Here is a 24,848-nt window from a genome sequence, read left to right as displayed (position 1 = left end):
ATCATTCTCCTCTCAATTCATTGATCCAATAAGCCTTCTGCTCAAATGGGTAGGTCGGCAAGTGAATGATCTTACCTGATCCATCAGGGTGAATATAATCCCAATTGAAATCTGCACCCGCGGCATACAATTCCCCCATGACTGATAACAAATTCCGTTCAAAGGAGGCCTCACCTTCAGGCTCTAAACATACTACTTTCGCTTTTCTTTTGAGCTCGCCAGGCAAAATACTTAGCAAATGATCCTCCGTTATACCCAGACCAAGTACAATATCTGCAGTATTTGACTTAGCTGATTGGTTCTTCTCTTCACTTCCTTCATTTAACAAATCAGCGAGAACTTGTCCTGAATCTATTCCACTCATCTCGGTGATATTTAACCCCGTTTGTTGTAGTTTCGATATAAATGAATGCCAATAGGCTAAATATATCAATTCATCCGTATTTTTGTTTTCGTCCACATCCGGGTTCACTTTCGTACTACTCACCTCCAATAAGTATTCCTGATAAGCAGTAACGGCCTCCTTTTTAAATACGCTGTCATCCCCACCATCACTACTTTTCAAATCCCCAAGGATAACAGCTACTCTGGCCGAACGCTTTTTCAGAAATTGTCCTTTACCTATGTGAGTTAGTATACCTGTGTGTTCAGCAGTTGAAATCAGGCATGCGGCACGATAACTGTAATGTTTTCTGTATCGATTACTCGTAAAACATAAATTATTAATATCCATATCCGGCGAATTTTTAAGTGAAATTTCAGTACGACTGATCATGCTCTGCAGTGCTTTTTCTGTTTTGGCCGACAAGGTTAAAAGATGTAAGCTTTGTTCTTTGGGAACCGTCACACTTTCTTTCCATTCCTCCAGTACGATATGTGCATTGGTTCCTCCTAATCCAAATGAACTTATTCCCGCTTTCCGGGTCTGCTTATTTGTGGTGGGCCAGTCCTCCACATCCTTAACAATATAAAGGGGCGTTTTCTCCAGCTGTAATGCCGGATTAACATCCTCCATATGCAGACTGGGCACTAATTTTTGGTTCTTCATACTAAGTAACACCTTTGCAAGACTGGCTCCACTGGAGGCAGGAAAGAGATGGCCAATATTCGTTTTTACAGATCCTATTCCAATATGGGGCTGATCTTCCGGTTCATTTTTTGAGAATAATTTAGTTAATGCACTAATCTCTATGGGATCGCCTATGGTAGTACCTGATCCATGTGCTTCAATATAGCTGATTTCATTCGGAGAGAGATTAGCATCTGCATAAGCATCAGCCAGAACCTGATATTGTCCCTTGGGATTAGGTGCCATGATGCCCAAGGAATATCCATCATTATTAATCGCAGTTCCACGGATTACTCCGTAGATATTTTTATTTGTATTTACAGCTTGGATAAGGGGTTCCAGATAAACAACGACAGCTCCCTCTCCTATAACTGAACCATCAGCATCTTTATCGAATACTTTAGTATGCTTGGTGGAAGAACATATTCCTGCTTGTCGTGATAAGGAATGTACAATAGAAGTTGCTACAACATTTGCCCCGCCAACTACTGCCCCGGAAATATGGTTCTGTCTGATCGCAGACACAGCGTGATGTAGGGCAACTAAGAATGATGAACATGCTGTATCGATAGCTAATGCGGGTCCTGTGAAATTATACAAATGTGAGATCAAGGCCGCGCCAATATTGGACATATTGCCAACCATAGCGTTTTGATGAATGTTTTCCAGTCCATTCTTTTCGATATAATCAACTACAAGCTGGTAATACGTACTCGGACTGATCCCAACGTATACACCGATATTACGTTTTTCATCTTCTGAACCCGCAATAACACCCGCATCCTCTAGAGCTTCATAAGAAACTTCCAAAAGAAGTCTTTGTTGAGGATCCATAAACACGGCTTCTTCTGCAGAGATTTCGAAAAATTCATTATCAAACTTATCTGCTTCTTCAAGCTCCCCTATCCATTCATCCCATTCCGGCTTACCTGCTTGTGCTCTTCGTTTAGAGCTAATCTTAGAGATACTATCCTTTTTCGAAGATAGATTGTCCCAGAATTCCTCCTGATTTTTTGCACTTGGAAGTCTCAAAGCCAATCCTGTGATGGCAACGGCCTTGTGAATATCGAGTTGATTATCTGTCTTCCAGTCCATAGAAGATTCTTCACTATTGGACGGCATAGCTTGGAGATAGTCGGCAATTTCTCTGATAGTCTTACAAAAGACTAAAACCTCTGATCCAATCTCCTTATTAAAATGTTTACCTATCAGGTCTAGCAATTGGTATGCTCGAATAGAATTTCCACCTAGAGATAAAAAAGTATCATCAATAGAAATTCTGTGCGCAGGAATACTCAAAATTTCAGACCAAGTGTTGTGAAGGTATATTTCCAATTCACTCTGAGGAAGATTGATGAGTCTATCATTTTGCCTGCAATCTACAAGATGCATTTGAATCTTATTAATAACATCGTTGAAATCCCCATTTTCGAAACCTTTTCGCAATTGGAACCGTTGCAGCTTCCCGCTTGTGGTCTTGGGTATTAATTTGATAGGGATAACATGAGTTGTCTCTATTCCTAATAATCCCAGCAGTCGGTCGATGATGCTTTGACGTATAGGCAGGAACTTCTCTACATCTGATTTATGCTTGACAAAGACAAGCAATTCTTCCTGTTGTGTCCTACTATTAAAATGTCCAACCAGCATAATATTTCCCCGTGGTATCGTCCCAAGACCATATATAACTTCCTCTAGATCATGTGCAAAGAAATTTTGACCCCGGACAAAGATAATATCCTTAATTCTGCCGCTTACGATCAAACCATTATCAACCATAAATCCAAGATCGCCTGTATGTAACCACCCGTCAATGAACAGATCTTTGGTTTCATGTTCAAGATTATAATAGCCTGAGGTAACGGAATCGCCCTTGATCTGAATTTCACCGATCATGTTCTCATTGAGGGTATTCCCTTGCTCATCTGCAATTCGGATACTGATTCCATCCGCTGCGTATCCCTCATGTACAAATTCAACACAGTCTTCATCGTCAGCATCTTTCACAGGAACAGCCAGGTTGTCGTTCGTCAATTTGGAACGATAAATCCTTTCAATCCTAGGCAAAACCCCTATTTCAGGCATCGAAACACCGACTGTAGCCTCTGCCATACCGTAAGCCGGGAACATCATGTTAGGTTTAAATCCACATTTCGAAAATTTCTCAGTAAACTTTTGTATCACAGTTGCGGATATCGGTTCAGCCCCATTTAACGTTAATCTTAAAGAAGACAAATCCAGCGTTGATAATTTGGAGTCAGGTACTTTCTGCACCATCCAGTCGTATCCGAAGTTCGTGCAGCAGAACCATTTCCCTTTGTGTTCGGTTATCTTTTTCAGAAAAATATACGGCGAGCGAATAAAGGTATACGGTGAGAACACCATAATGTCACTTCCACTCATTACAGGGGTTAGATGCTGACCAAACAGACCCATATCATGAGTGTGAGGCAGCCAAGTAAAAGCAATCTCATCCGCTTGTGTACCAAGACCATTTTTACAGGAGACAGTATTTGTAATTATATTTTTGTTCGTAAGCTGTACCCCTTTGGGGATACCTGTACTGCCTGAGGAGAACTGTAAGAATACAAGATCATTCGATTGGGTCCAATGAATTTCTTCCATTTCATCTGTATTTGCACTTAATTCATTTAACGAGATGAACCGAAGCTCTTCATAAGGAGAAACCTCCTGTAAAGATTGATACCGGGCCCGAAGTTGTTCTTCCACTAATACTACTGGTTTATTTAACACTTCCCATATTTTAGTGAACTTCAACAATCCCATTGAATGGGGTTCCCATGAGGTCGGCTGACTCACTGGCGCAGCGATGATTCCCCCGAAAATGCAAGCCCAAAATGTCCGATAAAATTGTTTAGAGTTGTCGATTTCTAGCATTACGATATCCCCTGACTTCAGTCCCTTGCGATAGAGAATTTTAAGATATTTACGCGCATTTTCGACCAAAGCCGGATAAGATTCAAAGTCTTCCTTTCCAGCAGCGTCCACATACGTAATACCTTTAAGAGGATATTTCTCAACGGTAACCATCATCATTCCAGCTAAAGTATCATACTCTTTCGGAAGTTCAATCGGCTTGCCATGTTGGATCGCTTTCTTAGTCATTTCCGGCCTCCAATAATCCATAATTAACGAATACATTTGAATATTGACTTAATTCTGTTTCCATGATTTGACTAAGCTTATCCAGATTGAAACCCATTGTGCTGTCAAGGATGATTTTTAAATTCTCCTCATCATAATTAACAGTGACCAATACTTTTGCCAATTCGTTCTGATCCTCATCTCCTTGTGAATTACTAAAGGCTTCCTGTTCTTCTTCAGATACAAACCCTTGGAAATTGAATAGAACAAATGGTTTGGGCTCCTCCAACACTTGATAAGCTGGATTTAAAAGGTCTGCTATCTTAGAGAACTTCTTGGATAAATCAGGATCGAATATTAAAGAGAGAAAGTTAATGGAATGGAGCTGACACTTCTTAATAAGATCCATTGGATGTAACTCTTGATTCCTTCCCCTTACAACCAAAGGTATGATATCCAGAAATTCACCGACACAGTTATAAAAATTGTGGTTATTGTAGCTTCTGCCGTAATTAACAATCGCTATCGGAATTTCTGGAATCCCCGTGTATTCAATGAATAAATTCACAATGAAATCAAATGCATTCCACCATTGATCTTCAATATCGTTATCCCCTAACGGGATATACAAATGTATTTCTCTATTGCATCGATTTGGGATTTGATCCAGATTTTTCATCAGAATTTGATTGCTATCATTCCAGACCTCCAAGGAATAGTGGTCAATTATTTCTTTTTCACCGATTCCCTGGGGGCCTGTTGCCAGCAGTGCTACATAGTCTTGATATTTTTGAGGAAGTAGTTTTCCAGCAGATTCAGCTGGAACAACTTCAGCTTCATTTAGTGAATAAAAAACCGCCTGCTCCAGCTGATGACGAATCACTTCCGCACTCATCCCATCAAAGGCCGTATGATCAAAACCCCAGATTACATAATGGGTATCTTGACTTAAGCGGAGACAGCAAAGTCTCCATGGTAATTCACCTAACAGATAGTCCGATAATAACAATTTTGTGCGCAGCTGATCTACCATTTTCTCTTTGGTATCAGGAGTATATTCCCGTAAGTCTAAGTACGGAATATTTTGCTGAATCAACGATTGAAGAGCCGAGATGTCACATTCGTTCCATACCATTTTCTTATCTTTATTGATAACACAATGAAGCAGTTGATTGTCGCGAATCGTGTTAAACAATATCTCGCGTATATTCCGCTCATCCAGCTCTCCTGTGATCCAGGTTGTAAACCCGCTTAGACTTGACCCGATTGAAGCGTGAGCTACCTGAACGGGAGAGAGTGGAAATTCATCCAACCGGTTGGATGAAGCAATCATGGTTGAGATCAAAGAACAAGTATTTCGGACATGAGCTACGAGACACTCTATTTGATTTTCATTAAGAGCTACAGTATTCAGGTTTATTTCTTTTTCTGGTGTGGCTGACTTGCTTTTAGCATCTAATGCAAATACCTTTCTGACTTCAGGAAGGGTTGCCAGCCCTTCAACCGTGGGATACTGGAAGATCTCATTTACTTTTACAGGGATACCTTCCTTTGATAAAGACTGAACCAAAGCAATTGCCTTAATGGATTGTCCGCCAAATCTAAAGAAGTCATCTCTAATCCCAATGTAGCTATTTTCGAGAATATCCTGCATTTTTGTAAGAATCATTTGTTCCAGTTCATTTCCAGGTGCAATATAGCTGGATAATTGATCTTTATATTCTTCAATAACTGGAAGAGCTCTGCGATCAATTTTTCCATTTAGCGTTAGCGGGAAGATATCCATCTTTTTCATCCGTGACGGAATCATATAATCCGGTATCTTGTCCATAAGAAGTTCTCTAATCTGCTCTGGTTCTAGTAGAGTTAGCCCCTTAACAGTGTAGTAAGCAGCAATATAGAGACTACCTGACTTATCTGTTTGCGATACAACAATTACATCCTTAACGCCCGAGAGATCTTTAATTCGAGCTTCAATTTCCCCTAACTCAACTCTAAATCCTCTGATTTTGATTTGGAAATCCCGACGTCCTATAAATCCGATATTACCCGAAGGCATACGCCATACCTGATCTCCTGTTCGATACAACTTTCCTAAGCTCTCAAAAGGATTCTGAATAAATTTCTGATTGGTTAGTTCATCTCTGTTCAGATAACCTATGCCCACCCCATCGCCTCCAATATAAAGTTCACCGGGAACATTGGGGGGGACAGGCTGACCTTGTGCATCAAGAATATAGAGAGTTGTATTGGATAGAGCAGTACCAATAGGTATAAAATGTGCATTCTCCCCTATTTCATCAATAGGGTAGTACGTTGCAAAGAACGTTGATTCCGTAGGCCCATAACCATTTATAATCTTGTTCGGCCCCAGTACCTCCAATGCTTTCCGTGCATGAATTAGCGAAGCTGCCTCCCCGCCAAATACAATCTTACGAACATTTTTCAGACAGGTAAGGTCCTCATCCACCAACATATTGAACAGAGCAGTTGTAATAAAGAACACCGAAATTCCTTTTTGTTCGATGAACTTAGACAATTGGGCGATCTCAATGGCAGCCTCCTTAGCGATCATAACTAGACACGCTCCGTTAAGCAGGGCACCAAAGATATCAAATACGGATCCGTCAAATACATAATTGGATAGTTGTAAGAGCCTGTCCGTTGGTTCAATCGTAATAAAGTTGGTTTCCTTGGCTACACGGATTACATTCCGATGACTAATGAGAGTTCCCTTGGGCGTGCCTGTCGATCCTGATGTGTACATAATATAAGTTGGATCTTCAGCACGAGCAGATGGAAAGGGACGATTCATTGTTATAGTTATATGTTCACTAGATTTCAGCAAGTCCGGCTCAATATCCACTAAAAGTGCAGGAATCATATGAGTAATACTCGATAGAAGCTCTGATTGAGTTAGCAACAAGCAAGAACCGCTATCTTCTAGAATGAAATTAACACGATAATCTGGGTATTCAGGATCGATCGGTACATAGACACAACCGGATTTCTGTATCCCCAGAATACTTATAATCTGCAATGGACCCCGTCTTAGTAAAATAGCGATTCTATCGCCGCATTTTACATTGTGCTTAGCAAGCTGCTCTGCGAGTCTATTGGCTCTATGATTCAAATCAATATAGCTAATTTCTTCGTTCCCCCAGATGATGGCTATTCGATCTCCGTTTTGTTCTACTTGTTCTTCGAAAAGCTGAATAATGGTTTTGTCTCTTGGAAAGTCTGTCACAGTCTGATTTAGATCCTGCAATATCCACTTTTTCTCTTCCGGAGTCATGATGGAGAGTTCGCTCAGCTTCCGTGCAGGTTCAACTGTGATGAGCCTCAACATGTACAGAAGTCTATTCCCGAAAGACTCCATGCTCTCGCGTGTAAAAAGAGCGGTGTTATACTCAATATCTGAATAATAACTTCCATCCTTATCCTGAATGGTCCATGTAATATCAAATTTGCAATCTATTTTTGCCATCGGCCAAGGTGTAAGTTTCAAATCGCCTATGGACAGTTCTTCAGTCCCCATATTAATGTAATTAATCACTACATCAAAAAGCGGGTTCCTGGCCATGTCTTTCTCAATCTCCAGCATTTCAACTAACATCTCATATTGGCAATCCTGATTTTCATAGGCCTTGATCATTTTTTCTTTCATATACTGCAGATGTTCAGAAACGGTTGATTCTTCATTGGTTTGTGTTCTTATTGCCAGCGTGTTCACAAACATTCCCACTATGGAATCAAGATCCGCATGGCGTCGTCCCGCAATACCTGTTCCTACAACCAGATCATTTTGTCCTGTATACTTCCACAAGACTAGCTTTAGAGCTGCCATAAGAACCATGTACGGAGTTAAACCATGTTCTCTGCTTAAAATATTCATTTTGGCACTGAGCTCTTCACCCATTTCGAGTGGAACACGATCACCTTCGAATGTCTGAATACGGGGTCTTCTAAAGTCTGTCAGCATGTTAAGCTTTGGAATTTCCCCAGTAAATTCATCCTTCCAGTACACCATTTGTTTTTCAATTTCTTTACTCTTAAATATTTCATTCTGCCAGGCTGCGAAATCCTTATATTGAAGGTCAAGCGGATTTAACTTCTCTCCACGATATAAGACAGCAAACTCCTGTAGCAAGATCGCAATAGAGCTTTGGTCAGAGATAATATGATGCATATCAATGAAAAGAACATGCTTTTCTGAATGGATGCTGATTAACTTTATTCTCAATAAAGGTGCTTTCGACAAATCGAAGGGTCTAATATAACTTTGTACTTCAGATTCAATCTGATCCTCAGCGGCAGTCCCAAATTCAACGATGGACGCAACATCCTCCTCGATAATTTGTACGACTTCTCCCTCGATCATGTGAAATCTAGTTCTTAACGATTCATGTCTGTGCACAAGTTCGTCAATAACCTTTACAAGCTTTTCCCGATCGACTAAACCATGTACCAGATAGATGGAAGCAAGATTATAAGGGACAGCATTGCCGATCATTTCATTGACTACATACATTCGCTTTTGCGCAGAAGAGACTTCATATTGACTTTTCTTCTGAACTGGTAGAATGCTCTGTGCTGTTTGTTCATGGACGTTTGACAATAACCACTCTACCATTTGATTAAAAACAGAGCGGGCAAAGATTTCTGTTAACGGCATTTCAACATCGAAACTCTTTTGTATTTGTGCAGCTAAGGAAATAGCTTTTAGTGAATGTCCTCCAAGCGCAAAGAAGTCATCCTCGGAACGAACCTCATCACAACCCAATATTTCATGCCAGATACCGGATAACTGCTGAATGACCATTTCCTCAGGGTTCTTCTCAGAATAATCCTCTTTAACTTGTGCCCGAGAAGTGTTGTCATGAGAACTGCCATCATGTGCCCTGCTAGCAAAATCGTATAAGGATACATCATTCTCATGAAATTTCTTATCAAAAACATAAGTAGGTAAAGGAACCCGTTTTCTGAAGGATTCTCCCTTTAACATATTCCAATCCAGATCTACACCCGCACACCAGAGTTGTCCAAGTATTTGAATGAAATATACCAAATCATCCTGTTCTTCTGCGAAATGACGAATCAGCTGTACAGCTTCTTCCCCATCTGAGTGTTGTGCAAGTAATGCTTGCAGCCCATTTCCAGCGCCTACTTCGATAAATATAGAATTCTTATCTGCCAATACTTTTTCAAGGCTTCCATCTTCATCTGAAACCAGCTGCACCCAAGGCTGATTATGCTTATATTGGGAGATATTCACTTCTGCAGTTGCAGCGATCAATGAACCTGTCTCCTCATGTTGCAGCCATCCCTTGTATTTTCTTACCAGATCAATGGCATCTTCCAGTTCCAGAACTCCAGCAACGGTGTTGGCGCATATTTCTCCAATATTTTGTCCCAGCACTCCATTAGGAACTACACCTGTCTGAATCAGGGTTTTCGCTAGTGAGTAACCTATCGTGAATGAAAGGAGTTGGTTATATCCCGTTGAATTGATCTCCGATTGAACTACACCGCCGGACAATATTTTTAGGAAATTCACGCGTTCATCTTCTTGCAAGAATGACAGAACATGGTCCATATAATGTCCAAATACCTCTGAGATTCTGCTTCTATGATCTGAGAAATACAGGCCGCGAGCCATCCCTTGATAGCAGCTTTCCTCTCCCGAAAACATGAAAATTACAGATTTTTTAATGTCCGGTATTCTCTGTCCGGGGTGATTCAAGAACCCGGCAATATTGTTTTGCTCTTTATTAAATGAAGAGTTGTTCACTACCAATACTTTTCTGTATTCAAATGCTTTTCGTCCATCCTGTAACGTCCATCCTACATCTGAAAGATTAAGAGCCTTGGTGTTCTCCAAGTAGTTCAGTACTGCTTCCGAAGTATTGGCTAATGCTGTTTGGCTTCTTGCGGAGAACGGCAGCACATTTACCGTGTCAGCTAAACTGCTCATTGGCTGCTCCAGAGGCGGTTGTTCCAGAATAACGTGAACATTAGTTCCCCCTATTCCAAAAGAACTCACTCCCGCTCTTAAGGTTGTATCAGTTTCTGTGACATACTTCGCTTCTGTGTTGATATAGAACGGACTGTTGTCAAAATCAATCATTGGATTAGCCTCATTATAATTAATAAGAGGAGGAATCGTTCTATGATACAGTGACAACACGGTCTTAATAAAACCGGCTACACCTGCCGCAGCATCCAAGTGACCAATATTCGCCTTAACAGATCCTATGGCACAATATCCCTTTTTATCGGTATTCCATGCTTGCTTGAGTGCTGCGATTTCGATGGGATCACCTAACTTCGTTCCAGTTCCATGAGCTTCGAGATAGTTAATGTCCTCTGGATCCATACCTGCCTTTTTAAGCGAGGCATCAATTACAAAGGCTTGTCCAGCTACACTCGGTGCTGTATAACCGATTTTCTCAATCCCATCATTATTAATGGCTGAGCCTTTAATTACCGCATAGACTTTATCCCCGTCCCTTATTGCAGCAGCAAGTGGTTTCAGCAATACAATTCCGCATCCATTTCCCGATACTGTTCCTGAGGAATCTTCGGCGAATGGGCTGCAATGGCCATCTTTGGATAAAATCATGCCTTCATGCCAGAGATACCCTTCTTTTCGCGGATAAGAAATAGATACTCCACCAGCTATGGCCATATCAGATTCTCCGCTAATTAAAGACTGGACAGCCTGGTGAATCGCTACCAAAGATGTGGAGCAAGCCGTTTGGATATTAAAGCTGGGTCCCTTCAAATTAAGTTTATAAGACACTCTTGTTGTCAGATAATCCTTTTCGTTTAAGGTCAGGGCTTCAAAAACACTTAAAAAGTCCTGCTGCTTCCCTAAAAACCGGGTCATCCAAGGCAAGCTGGAACCACTGCCGGCGAATAATCCTATTCTTCCTTTATAGGCAGAGGAATTATAACCTCCATGTTCCAAAGCATCCCAGACGCATTGATGAAGAATCCGGATTTGGGGGTCCATCATATTAGATTCCTGATAAGGATAATCAAAGAATTCAGAATCAAAGTACTCAATTCCCTCTAGAAAACCTTTAGCCTTTACATAATTCGGATTCGACAACAATTCAGGATCAACTCCGGATTCCAACAATTCCTCATTATCAAAGTGGGTGATGGATTCCTTTCCGGAAACTATATTTTTCCAGAATGAATCCAAATCATCCGCCCCGGGGAATTTACATGACATCCCTATAACGGCTATGTCCGTTGAATCCGGTTCAGAGTTCGAAACAATCTTGGGTAGCCTACCCTCACTTGATTCCCCTGTTGGAACACTCAAACTCTTGACCAAAGATTCAATGGTTGGATGCTGGAACAGCTGCATTAAAGGAATTGACCGTCCAATAAGCAAGTTCAGTTTATTATTTATCAAAATTAATCCCAGAGAGTTTCCACCCACATCGAAAAAATTATCCCGAACACTGAGGCGCTCAACACTCAATACTTCTTTCCAGACCTCCAGTAATGCTCTCTCCAATTCTGATGAAGGTGGTGTTACTTGCACCTCAGTTGGTCTACTTGTTTCTTGTGGGAGAATCAGAGCATTTCTATTTATTTTCCCATTAGGCAGGACAGGCATCTCATCTAAATCTATGAAGTAGGAAGGTACCATATAATGAGGCAGACATTCCCTTAGCCAGCCTTTCAGCCATGTACTATCTTCGCTGGAGAGCTCAATCTCTCTTTTTGTGCAATAATGCAATACAAGCTGTTTGTTATTCCTTTTGTCATCTATTACGGTAAGTACGGCTTGCCGAATATTCTCATGGCTCAAAACCACTTTTTCAATTTCAGTTAATTCGATTCTGTAGCCGCGTATCTTAATCTGAGAGTCCAGTCTGCCTAACAGTTCTATTTCACCATTGTCAAGAAGTCTGGCCCGATCACCTGTTTTATAAAGAAGGGTTCCAGGAAGATCAGAGACTTCAATAAATTTTTCCTTCGTTTCCTCGGGATTATTTAAATAACCACGGGCAAGGCCGTGACCAGCAAGATATAGCTCTCCATATACACCGATCGGCTGCAGTTTGCCGACTGTATTCATGATGTAGGCTTGAGTATTAGCAATGGGCTGTCCGATGTTAATCGTACTGGAATGAGTAAGTTCCTTTGTAGTTGACCAAATCGTTGTTTCTGTCGGACCGTACATATTAAAGATTCTTGCTTGGGATCTCTTTTGCAAATCATGCAATAATTTTACTGGGTAATTTTCGCCACCACTTAAGATGCACTTCAGCTGTTTCAAGGCCTGATCAAAATCAGGGTTCTCGACAAAGGCTTTAATCCGCGAGACGGTACTTAAAATATGGGTGACTTTGTGTTCAATGATCTTTTGATTGGCCAAGGAAGGGTCCAGCTGTTCATTTTCATCTGCCAAATAAATAGAATGACCTGTGCATAAAGGAACCAATGATTCAAATCCAAAAATATCGAAAGACAGTGTTGTGACGCTGATCATTCTGTCATCGTGATTCTGAAAAATCTCTCTGTTCTTTATGTCATGAATGAAGTTAACTACAGAGCCTTGATTAATTAATACTCCTTTCGGTCTCCCAGTTGAACCGGAAGTGAATATGACACAAGCCAAGCTGTTCTTATTTCCCCCTTGTGAGGGATTAATGGTTGATTTGAGGGGGCGATTTAGAGATTCACAATCAATTACTGTACCTGCAAAATTAATCATATCCCGGTACTCTCGAGAACAAATTAATGTGCTAATTTCGCATTCCGCAAGCATATAAGCAATTCTCTCTTCAGGAAATCCCGGATCAATAGGGACATACGCTCCCCCTGCCTTTAATACGCCAAGGATAGAAATTAACAAATATTCATCTCTACGGGGCATTATTCCGACAAGAGAGTCTTTGTGAATACCCAATTCAATTAAGCGCAAGGCTAGCGCATTGGCGTGATCATTTAACTCCCGATAAGTTAGTTTTTTGCCGCTTGATACAATTAATGCCGTTTTATCAGGGATAGCCTGCACATTGTGCTCGAACATCTCCTGAATGAGCAAAGTTTCATTAAACTCAAGAGTTGTCTTATTGTTGAATTCCTTCAGGATGAATTGTTTCTCAGCTTGAGGAAGAAGGCCTATGTCGGAAATCCCTACGTCTTTCTCTTGGGTAATATGGATTAGAATTTCCCGGAAGTGCTGAGCCATCCGTTCCACCGTTTCTTTTTTAAATAAGCCCGTTGAGTATTCAATAAATCCTGTTATAACCTGATCTTTCTTGTTTTCCTGGCAAGTCAGAACAAGGTCATAAGCAGCAGAATTCGTCTCGAAGGAATATGGTGTGAAGCGGATTTCGTTAATTTCCAGATCATAAACTTCCATATTCTGAAAATCGAAGCACACATCAAATAGTGGGTTACGGCTTAATTCCCGTTTGAGGTTCAGCTGTTCAACCAACTCATCAAATTGATAATTTTGGTTCTCAAATGCCTTTAAGGAATTCTCCTTCACCTCATTTAAGAAATCAATGAATCTCTTGCCGTTCTCCGGATGATTTCTCATCGCCAGCATATTAACAAACATTCCTACAGTTTCTTCTATCTCCTCCTGAGTTCTGCCAGCAACTGGAGTCCCTACAATAATGTCTTCTTGACCCGAATATCTGGCTAAGAGGATATTCCAAGCACTTAACATAATCATAAAGAGTGTGGCTTCTGAGGTTTGAGCCAATTCAACGAGTTTAGATGTTAATTGTCTATCCAGATCAAAATAAATCCTACTACCTGCAAAATCCTTCACAGGTGGTCGCTTAAAGTCTAATGGCAATTCAAGGGTAGGCAAATTATCACCAAGTTGTTGTAGCCAAAACTCTCTTTGTTCCTCAATTTCTTGCGATTTAAGGTAATCCCTCTGCCAGACAGCAAAATCCTTGTACTGAATCTTAGCAGGAGCGAGTTCACCGAAATAAAGATCATTAAAGTCTCTTGTTATAATTTCCACAGAAGTGCCATCCGCAATAATGTGATGGAGATCAAAGAGAAGCAAGTAGCTATCCACACCGGTGTTGATGAGCTCAACTCTAAACAATGGAGCCTTTTCGAGATCAAAAGGTTTAATGAAATCATATATTAGTTGACGGATATCCTCGTGGCTGGAGACGGTCTTGTCTGAATAGGTAATTGGAACTCTCGCTGTTGAATGAATAATCTGTACTGGTTGATTGTCTCTGATTCTGAAAGTAGTTCTTAAAGACTCATGTCGTTGTATCAATTTATCCAAGGCCTGTTCTACTCTTCCTTTGTCCAACGGACCTCTGATCATTGTGGCGGATGGAAGATTATAAGCGACATTCTCTTTATCCAATAATGAAAGTGCAAACATCCGACTTTGAGCCGATGACAGGGTATACCCGTCCATTTTCGCTGCAGGTCTAATGCTCATATCATTAGATTTACTAACTTCAGTTTCACTTAAAAAGGATGCTAAAGCGTCAGGTGATGGATACTTGAATAAATCGGCGATCTCTACTTTTATGCCCAATACATTTTTAATAGCAGAAGATAGACTTACTGCCTTAAGGGAGTCTCCACCTAGCGTAAAAAAGTTCTGATCGACACTAACGGTATCAAATCCGAAAACAGTTTTGTATGCTTCAACAACAGTATGCTCCAAACCGCTTTTACTTTGGAAAGGTATGGACCTCAAGGGAATAGAAAGCTTAGTATCTGAGATGTCGTGTCCGTTGAATGCCGATTTTTGCACAGAGTCCGTCTGGATATGAATAGGAAAATGGACCTTATCGAATACATAAGTCGGCAGAGATAGGCGCTGACGAACAGAGGAGCCCTTTAAAGCAACCCAATCCACTTGAATACCTGCACACCAAATCTCTCCAAATTTTTTATTTATATATTCTACATCATTTTCATTTTCTTGCGGATGACGAATCAAATTAATAAAGTGCTGCCCGTCCGCTCTGGATTCATGTTGTCTGGCGAACGTACTTAATGTCCGACCAGCCCCTACCTCAATAAAAACATCATCTTTATTTTTGAGTACTTCAGACAAATTTTTAGAGAACTTGACCGTTTTCAAAATATGTTTGGACCAATATTCAGGATTTGTCATGTCCTTTTCCTGAACCCATGTTCCGCTTGTATTGGAAACAATCGGTATTAGGGGTTCGTTCATAGGGTATTGGGAAATGATTTGTTGAAACTCTTTGGCTGCTTGTTCCATCATCGGCGTATGGAAGGCATGTGAGGTCTTAACTCTTACAAACTTCAAGCCAAGCTCCTCTAATTTCCGTTCAAAATGAACAATCGCCTGTTCACTTCCTCCAACAACACAACTGCGGGTCGTGTTCTCCAATGCCAGCCAGACATTCGGTTCAAGCTCTTTCTCCACTTCCCGGGCATCGGCCATGACCGCCAGCATAACTCCGGGTTCCTGTTTCTGCATAACCTGACCGCGAATCCTTACGATTTCGACTGCATCCTTCAGAGCAAATACACCGGCAACAGCGGCTGCAGTGACCTCCCCAATACTATGACCAATCATACCTGCTGGTTGAATACCTAATTCAATTAATGTCTTAGCCAATGCATAACTGGTAGCAAATAATGCGAATTGGCTGTATTCAGTTTGATTAATTTTATGTTGGTGCTGATCCCCATAGATTAACTCTTTAAACTCTACACGTTCCTCTTCTTTCAATAGGTCAAATACTTGGTCGATATGACGTTTGAAAATCTTGGACATCGCACTTCGATCCGCTGAATTATAAAGGTCACGACCCATTCCCTGATATTGGCTCCCCTGTCCGGGGAACATAAAATACACCTTTCTATTAGAATCTTTCACTTCATATAAGGCAGTATCACTTAGATTCTTAAGCATTCTTTCCGGCTCTTTCAAGAACTCTTCATTAATAACTAACGTGCTTCGATAAGGGAATGGCATTCTGCCCACTTGCAACGTCCAAGCTGCATCAGACAGACGAGTTCCCGGATTCTCAAGCAGATATTCTACTACCTTTTTCGAAGTTTTCATTAATGCCTCAGCGCTTTTGGCAGAGAATGGAAGTAAATTCACTTGTTCATCAGGACTACTTCCTCTAGTGGCCGGCGGCTCTTCCAGTACCATATGAGCATTCGTTCCACCAACACCGAAGGAGTTGATTCCGGCACGTAACAAACCTTTTGTTACCGGTTCCTTACCCCATTCAGTTCCATGTTCTTTAACCATAAAAGGAGTGTTTTTAAAATCAATTTTCGGATTCGGCTCTTGGTAGTTCACGGTTCCAGGAATATATTTATGCTTTAGACTAAGCGCCACTTTCGCAAGGCCTACCACACCGGCTGCCGTATCCGTATGTCCGACATTTCCTTTTACAGAACCTAGGAGACAGAATTGTTTTTTATCAGATGCAAAAGCCTTCGTTAAGGATTCAACCTCTATCGGATCGCCGAGTAATGTTCCCGTTCCATGAGCTTCAACGTAACTAACAGTCTCCGGATCGATTCCCGCCACACGATAGGCCTCTTGAATGACTTCGGTTTGACCTGTCACGCTTGGTGCCAGAAAACCTACCTTTTGATTCCCATCATTATTAATAGCAGAACCTTTAATAATGGCATAAATTTGGTCACCATCATCCAAGGCTTCATCCAATCTTTTCAATACAACAAGCCCCATACCATTAGAGAAAACGGTGCCTTGAGCTTTAGAATCAAACGGTCGGCAATGTCCATCCGGTGAGAACATCATGCCGTCTTCATACAAGTAACCCCCATCATTGGGAAGTTCGATCGTAATGCCGCCTGCTACAGCCAGATCACATTCCCCTAATATCAAGGATTGGCAGGCTAAGTGCGGTGTCACCAACGTAGTGGAGCATCCAGTAAGTGCTGAGAATACAGGCCCTTTAATATCCAATTTATAAGAGACCCTGCTTGCTAAAAAGTGATTGGTGCTGAGCGTAAAAGCCTGATATTTATTACTAAAGTCGTTGTCCCCGAATAGCACATGCTTGTACCACTCAAAATCATCGGAACCGCCCATAAACATACCGATTTTGGAGGATTCAGAGTTGGGGAAATAACCGGCATCTTCGAGCGCTTCCCATGTACCCTGGTAGAGCAAACGTAATTGAGGTGACATCATCCGAACTTCCCCCGGTGTGTAACCAAAAAATTGGGGATCAAAATAATCAACGCCTTGAAGCCTACCTTTTGCCTTCACATAATTTGGCGAATTCAAAAGATCAGTATCAATGCCCAGCTCCATTAATTCATCGTCTTGATAAAAGTGAATGCTTTCCTTTTCGTTTTTCAAATTATCCCAAAAATCAAAGATATTCTCAGCTCCAGGAACATGCACTGACATTCCTATAATCGCTATATCTTGGCGTACGATTTTTTTGTTTCTTTTAAAATAGGCTTCTCTATTGCCAATCACTTCCGTCTCCGTCTTAGAAAAGTACTCTGCAAGTAAACGGACAGTCGGTGATTGGAAGAATAGTGTGATAGTAAATTCAAGATCAACCAATTTTCTGAGTTTATTGTGAACTTGGATCAGTGATAAGGAATTCCCTCCGATATCAAAGAAATTATCATCTAACCCAACTTGGGGAACCGATAGCACCTCTTGCCATACGGTTGCAATCTTACTCTCCAATTCTGTTCTTGGAGATACATACTCTGAAGATGTTTCTTTTATAAATGCCAAATCTGTAATAAGTGCATTTCTATCAATTTTCCCGCTATTATTATGAGGCAGCTCTGTTTTATGTACATAGAACGAGGGGATCATATATGTAGGTAATGAATTTGATAAATGATCTTTAAGCTCTGACACAGGGATTTCATTCTCCGAGAGATAATAAGCACAGAGAACTCCTGGTCTCCCCTCTTGTTTTTTAACAACAACTACTGCCTGAACAATTCCCTCGTACTCAGACAACATATTTTCAATTTCTCCCACTTCCAGACGAACACCCCGCACCTTGACCTGAAAATCAATTCGTCCTAAATACTCAATAGTCCCACTTGGAAGCCAGCGAACAAGGTCTCCCGTGCGATACATATATCGATAGCATTCTGGATCTATTCCTTCCTCAAAAAAGGGATTCGGCACAAACTTTTCTTTCGTCAATTCAACCATATTCAGGTATCCCCGAGCTAAACCCACACCGCTCAAACAAAGCTCTCCTGGAATACCAATCGGTTGCAAATTATCATGGTCCCCAACCACGTACCAACGAGATTCATTAAGTGGCTGTCCAATGGGAACATTTGCTGCTCCATTGTAATCCTTAAGGGAGTAGTGAGAGACCCAAATGGTACATTCTGTAGGTCCGTATACATTTTCCAAGCTGATGTTTGTCTGAAGCGCATTAAATTTCTGCAAAATATCCGGTGTTACAGCTTCTCCGCCCACAAATATCCATTTAAGTGGATTTAACTTTTCCAGATTATCGTCCATATCAAATAACTCCAGAAAGAGCCTAAACATCGTCGGAACAAAATTAATATGAGTTACAGCATGTTTGCTGATTTCGTTTAAAATTAATTGAGGATTTTTCTCCCCATCTGGCTCTAATACCAATAATGCACCTTCCCCTATAAACCATCCGAAGAACTCTGTCGCGGAAACATCAAAGGTAAAGGATGTTTTGAGGAGATACACATCTTCCTTTCCTAGAGGGAAGCGTCTTTCCAAATCCATTAATGTATTCACTACACTATGATTCTCTACCATAACTCCCTTTGGTTTGCCTGTTGAACCGGATGTGTACATAATATAAGCCAAACTGAAGGGATCCAGTTCCCCTGCCAGATTACTATCATCACCGCTATAGGTTTCAGGATCATCAATAATAAGAAAATCCACACTCCAATCTTCTATATATTCGCACTCTGACGATGTTATAAGAAGTTTAATGTCCGCATCTTCAAAAATATATTTTTTTCTTGCCGCGGGATAAGAGGGATCTATAGGCACATACGCACAACCCGCCTTGAGTATCGCCAATAAACTAATTACCAAATCCATCGAACGGTGCATTTGAACACCAATGGCTTCATTGGATTTTCCTTTTTTTTCAACAATTTTTCTGGCTAACTGATTTGCTTTGGCATTCACAGAAGCATAGGTTTCTTTTTTCTCCCCTTCAATCAGCGCGATATATTCCGGATGCTTGATGACTTTGGAATGGAGCACATCAATAATATGCTGTGGCTGGTAGGGGAAGTACGAAGTAGCATTGAAATCATGTAATATACATTTCTTCTCATTCTCTAACAACAGATCAATCTGTCCGATTTGGATATTAACATTTTGTATTAAGACTTCAAGAAGCTTCAGAAATCTACGTCCCAGCAACTCTATCATTTCATCAGAAAAGATTCCTGACTTGTATTGAATTTTAATCATGTCCTCATTCGGAGTTTTATTTAAAACTACCATCAAGCTCCCCGGAAAAGTCACTATATCCTGATCTAGAATTTCTATTTTGAGATTGTTATCTTCTGTTTCTTCATAAATATCATAGACAAAAGACACATCAAAAATCGAAGGCGATCCGGGCATGGATACCAATTGACTGTCTCGCACAATCAAATTATTAGGATATCCAATATTCTTATATACTTGAATTAATTCTTGGGAAACCTGCTGCAGAATAGAAGTGAAGCAACTATCACTCTCAATGTTGAAACGCATAGGCAACATATGGACAAAACAACCCATGGTTTCTTCCAGATCAAAGCTAGGGCGATAGGCAAAGGGAGAAGAGAAGATGATATCATCATTGCGCGTATACTGATTCATAAGCACAGTAAAAGCTGCAATAAAAAACATGAAATCAGTTACTTCTTGGTCCATAGACAGATTATGAACAGCTTTAATCATATCGCTGGGTATTTCAAAACGTTTTTCTTTACTAATGCCTTGATCTTTGTGTCTTACTGAATAATCCGGTTGTAAGACCAGCGGCTCCGAGCCTCTCATTTTTTCCAACCAATATTCTTTTTGATTGCTATACTTTCCATTCAAGAGTTTAGTATTTTCCCGCTCAATGAATTCAGAAAAACCTGTATCCTGTTTCAAAACAATTTGTTTCTTGTTTACCAACCTGGAGTAATAATCAAGTAATTTCGCCTTGAAGATTTCCAAGGATAAACCATCGGAGATAATATGGTGGATGCAGATTATAAATAGATGCTTATCATCATCCAATTTGATCAATCTAGTACGAAATAAAGGAGCCACGGTAAAATCAAACGCCGTACTGCATTCTATCATAGTAATTCCGCTTAATGATTCATCTTTCAGCTCGACTTGACCTGAAAGATCTTGCTGTATTAATTCATAGGGAATTTGGTCATGAATAGCCAAAAAGGGTAAATCATTCACCATTTCGAGACTACTTCGTAAGGCTTCTTGTTCTCCAATTAATAATTTCAAAGCTGCCTCAAAGTGTTTCTCCTGTAAGTCTTCAATCAATAGAGTTGCAGATATATTATAGGATATAGGATTATCGATTTGGCAGTCAAAGTAAATGCCTTTCTGAGTTTCTGATAATTCCACTCTTTTTGTTATCACAATCTTACCTCCTCCGATTTTATCCCAGAATCCAGATTCCCCCTGCTAAAATCGACAACACTGTAATAAATGTCTGGTAAGCAATATCCATAATAAGGTTACTTATACTATCTGCATCCACCTTTTTATTCTTAAGCATCACATGTGTATGAGACCAAAGGCCACTGAGTCCATAGATGTACATCGTTACGAGAACCCCGATCCAAAAAGTACCTTGGAACCAAATGGCCAGTATCCCCATTATTCCTAAACCTACTTGAGAGAATCCATATTTAACCTGAAACGGTCCACCGGGCCATCCTAACATTTTCGCTGTTTCATCAGCCCTCGCAATATTAACTACGTAACCAATTACGCCAACTAATCCGAAAGTAACAACAAACTGATGAAGAAGAAGGATCGTACTTATATCACTAACACTGTTGGGAAACCCCAGGATAAACAAATGCACCAGAGCTGAAATAATTCCTAACACCCACAACGCTAAAAACCACACATTAATTCCTCCTAAAATGATAAGTGTATTTTTGTTATTATTCCATTTCTCAACATACCTGCTTGTGGTAGCCCCTCCCCTTTCGCTCTAGCAATTACCCTAACAACCCTTCGTTCTACTACTCGATAGGTAAGGTAGAATCTTTATTAAAAGTGACTATCTATTCAGTTCTATGTAGAGTCTTTTAGGTGAATACTTATGTGGTGTTTATGTGGTGTTTATGTGGTATTTATGTGGAGTTTTATGTAGATAAATATAAGATTCGAGTTAGAGTTTATGCTTCTTGAATTCGGGGTTATTAAAAAAGTTTATATATATCCTTATAAAGAATTACTTAGAATATTTTCCATTAATTATCTAATAACAAGACTTTATACTGAGATGTTATATTTGTCAATATATTAATTTTATTGATTATGTTTACTTTTTCAGAAAAAGATAGAGACATTCTTAATTAGTAATATTATTTGCGTTGTTTAGCGCTCGTCGTGTTGACTTTTATAAAGAAAGACTCTTTATGTCTATGTTATGGATGGTCTGGGTAAATAGTTTTTCTTTTGTACAAATAGCCAACTTATAGTTGGCATTCCAATCGAACTGTTTTAGATACCAAATATTATCACTACTAGAATTTCTACCTATTTTAGCTCGTAAGGATTCCCCGGGCTCTTGCTGTTCTATCTCAATCTCAAACGATTGAAGCGGGATGCTGAGGCCCTTTCCAACAGCTTTAATGTAACTCTCTTTAAATGTCCAAATCTCATAAAATCTATCCATACGTAATACCGGATCTCCCCCAAAAATATATCTATACTCCTGATAAGCAAAAAACCTTCTGGCTATTTCAATGTCTATATCATCCTTTTTTTCTATATCGATTCCTATCTCATCTTTATCAACTGCACAAACCACCCACTCTCCTGAATGAGAAACATTAAAATAACAGTGTGTATCTCCAGATATAAACGGTTTTCCAAACTCATTGTATTCCAATTTAATTTCCTCTAGACTGCAACTCATAGTTTCAGCACACATAGTTCTAGCAAGTAAGTCGGCAGCTAAAGAACGTATAACATCTTGTTGTCTTTTAAGTTGTTTTAATCGTGCTTGTTTCTCCTCAGAAAGCCTTTTCCACAGAACTTCAAACGTCTTAGCATCAATGTAAGCACCTACATATACTGAATACAATTTCATAAATTATCACTCCAATTCACAATTTATGTACACTTAAATATCTTTATATGTAGAAATTCTTAGCGTGTCGCTTGCGGTTATTGGATGTCCAAGTGGTGCCTCCTTTAGCAAAAACAACCTTCCTATGATAGTATTAAAATACAAATTAACCAACATTGAAGGATGGTAGTCCATGGAACTAAGACAATTACAATATGCCATACAGATTGCGGCGGAACGAAACTTCTCGCGAGCAGCAGAGAAACTACATATTGCTCAGCCCTCACTCAGTCAACAGCTAGCTAAGCTAGAGAAGGAGATTGGAGTGTTACTTTTCCAGCGCAATACGAGTAGTGTTGAGCTAACTCATGCTGGAGAAAAGTTTATAGAACAAGCGCAGAAGATCATTGATGCAGTTGAATTATTGCGGCAAGAGATGTCCGATATTTCGCAGCTTCGTGGAGGTAAGGTTGTTGTCGGAAGCATGCCTATCACCGGTTCTCATCTGCTTCCTTATGTGCTTCCAAGCTTTAAACTAGCTTTTCCAGATATTGAAATCAATCTTTTAGAAGACTCGTCAATGAATCTAGAGAAACTGACTGCACTGGGTCGGACGGATCTAAGCCTGCTCTCCCTTCCATTGGTGGAACCTTCGCTTGCATATGAGGTGATTGGAGAAGAATTGATCGATCTGGCTGTTCCCCCTCTGCATCCACTAGCTTTGAGAGCTACGAACAGCCTTTCGCCTGAACCTGTTCATTTAGAAGAACTCAAAGATGAATCCTTCATCGTACTCAAAAAAGGGCAAGGCTTTCGCACTATGACCTTCGATCTCTTTCAAAAAGCTGGATTCGTGCCACAAGTCGTATTTGAAAGCAGTAACATGGAGACGATACAATCACTTGTAGCCGCTGGAATGGGCGTAACTCTCGTGCCACGTTATATTGCGCGCGCGCCTAGATCAGAGTTCGTACCGGTCTATTTACCATTGGCTGAGCCTATTCCCTATCGAACACTTGTTGTTGCCTATCGAAAAGGTCGTTATCTCTCCAAGGCCGCGGAAGCCTTTATTGCGACATTCAAGAAATCTATGGAGGAATTAAAATAAACTGCTACACAAACCTATGCTTCATCTGTTTTACAAGTAGAAATGGCTTCGCCGTCCTTTTTCAAGGACGGCACCCGTTTCAGCGGAAATATAAGGATTAGAGTATCAAGTGAAACTTATACTCTAATCCTTATATTTTAATAAATATCTGGTCGACGATCTTGAAAGACGGGAATACGACTTCGTACCTCATCAACAAAGGAAATCGAGACTTCACCGATAACTATTTCTTCGTCTTCTCCACTTTCAACAACAATTTCACCCCATGGATCGATGATCATCGAATGACCGAAGAAAGAAACATCACCGCTCTCCCCTACTGTGTTACACGCGATAACATACATTTGATTCTCAATGGCTCTCGCCATGAGTAATGTTCGCCAGTGATGTAAGCGGGGATGCGGCCATTCCGCCGAAACAAACAGTACCTTCGCTCCATTCAAAGCCAAGGAACGTACCATTTCCGGAAAACGTATATCATAGCAAATGCAAACACCTGCTACACATTCATCATTCAGCTGAAAAGCAACCAATTGTTGACCAGGGACTAAATATTTCTCTTCATTCATCAGACGGAATAAGTGAATTTTTGAATAATCGGCAATTTGCAAACCTGCTCGATCAAACACATACATCGAATTGAATACCTGTCCTGCATTGGATTGGGCTATCGAACCTCCCACGATAAAGACTTGATGCCGCTTAGCAAAAGAACTTAACCAACTCTTGCTATGCTCACCATCCTCATCTGCAATATCTTGAATCTGCTCCAGTGCATATCCTGTGTTCCACAATTCAGGTAATACTAAGAGATCTGGTTTCGGGTTCTTTGCGACGGCCTCCTCCATTAATGAAAGGATGTGCTCTTCATTCGCAACAGGTTCACCTAATATAATTGACGTTTGAATCAATGCTATACGTAAATTACCATTCTCTGCACCTTTTATCATCAAGGTTCCCCCAATTCTAATAGATATGCTCATCATATCTTATAAAAGCTAACCCGTACAATAGTCTGCAAAATTCAATCTATCTACCTTTTACTCTTTGCAATGCAAACAGTTCCATGGTATTCTAGTTGAAAATAAACTACCTCTTATAATATACAAACGTGTTGACGGGACCCATAAATAAGGCTATTTCACGCCTCTAGAGAGTAAATTCCTTGGCTGAAAGAATTTACCGTGAACCTTATCTAAACCTACCCCTGAGCGGCCTACCACATCGGTGGGACAGAACCTTCTGTTACTAGGTAATCAAGTTGGATGATTTATTCATCAAT

6 protein-coding genes are annotated in these 24,848 nt (G+C 40.3%); 1 reads left to right on the top strand and 5 read right to left on the bottom strand.

The window, feature by feature from the left end; genetic code table 11:
- Position 1: 1 nt before the first annotated feature.
- The 4 genes from AC1TO9_RS03280 to AC1TO9_RS03265 all read right to left on the bottom strand — a co-directional run bounded on the left by AC1TO9_RS03280 (position 2) and on the right by AC1TO9_RS03265 (position 22,479).
- On the bottom strand, positions 2-4,195 hold the full coding sequence (locus AC1TO9_RS03280) for a non-ribosomal peptide synthetase (RefSeq protein WP_482058306.1): 4,194 nt from the start codon (positions 4,193-4,195) through the stop codon (positions 2-4).
- Complete coding sequence (locus tag AC1TO9_RS03275) at positions 4,188-20,789, bottom strand: amino acid adenylation domain-containing protein (protein ID WP_482058305.1); 16,602 nt, start codon at positions 20,787-20,789, stop codon at positions 4,188-4,190. The genes AC1TO9_RS03280 and AC1TO9_RS03275 overlap by 8 nt, the downstream gene beginning before the upstream one ends.
- Before the next feature lie 19 nt (positions 20,790-20,808).
- Positions 20,809-21,285 carry a DUF6790 family protein gene (locus AC1TO9_RS03270; RefSeq protein ID WP_482055111.1) on the bottom strand — a complete coding sequence of 159 codons (477 nt, stop codon included), beginning with the start codon at positions 21,283-21,285 and terminating at the stop codon, positions 20,809-20,811.
- 498 nt (positions 21,286-21,783) lie between these two features.
- Positions 21,784-22,479, bottom strand: a complete 696-nt coding sequence (locus tag AC1TO9_RS03265; protein WP_482055110.1) for a 4'-phosphopantetheinyl transferase family protein — start codon at positions 22,477-22,479, stop codon at positions 21,784-21,786.
- 172 nt (positions 22,480-22,651) lie between these two features.
- Here AC1TO9_RS03265 and AC1TO9_RS03260 point away from each other — a divergent pair, with 172 nt between their 5' ends.
- Positions 22,652-23,566 (top strand): LysR family transcriptional regulator, encoded by a 915-nt coding sequence (locus AC1TO9_RS03260; protein ID WP_482055109.1) that lies wholly within the window; start codon positions 22,652-22,654, stop codon positions 23,564-23,566.
- A 137-nt stretch (positions 23,567-23,703) separates the two neighbouring features.
- Here AC1TO9_RS03260 and AC1TO9_RS03255 read toward each other — a convergent pair whose 3' ends face one another.
- A complete protein-coding gene (locus AC1TO9_RS03255) occupies positions 23,704-24,516 on the bottom strand; it encodes a carbon-nitrogen family hydrolase (protein ID WP_482058304.1) in 813 nt (270 codons plus the stop codon).
- Positions 24,517-24,848: the final 332 nt, after the last annotated feature.

Source organism: Paenibacillus sp. Y916, assembly GCF_056786435.1.
This window is presented reverse-complemented; position numbering and strand designations above follow the sequence as displayed.

Excerpts from the sequence above, each read along its gene's own strand:
- AC1TO9_RS03280 (WP_482058306.1), bottom strand. The coding sequence starts at position 4,195 with ATGACTAAGAAAGCGATCCAACATGGCAAGCCGATTGAACTTCCGAAA.
- AC1TO9_RS03265 (WP_482055110.1), bottom strand. The coding sequence starts at position 22,479 with ATGAAATTGTATTCAGTATATGTAGGTGCTTACATTGATGCTAAGACG.
- AC1TO9_RS03260 (WP_482055109.1), top strand. The coding sequence starts at position 22,652 with ATGGAACTAAGACAATTACAATATGCCATACAGATTGCGGCGGAACGA.
- AC1TO9_RS03255 (WP_482058304.1), bottom strand. The coding sequence starts at position 24,516 with ATGATAAAAGGTGCAGAGAATGGTAATTTACGTATAGCATTGATTCAA.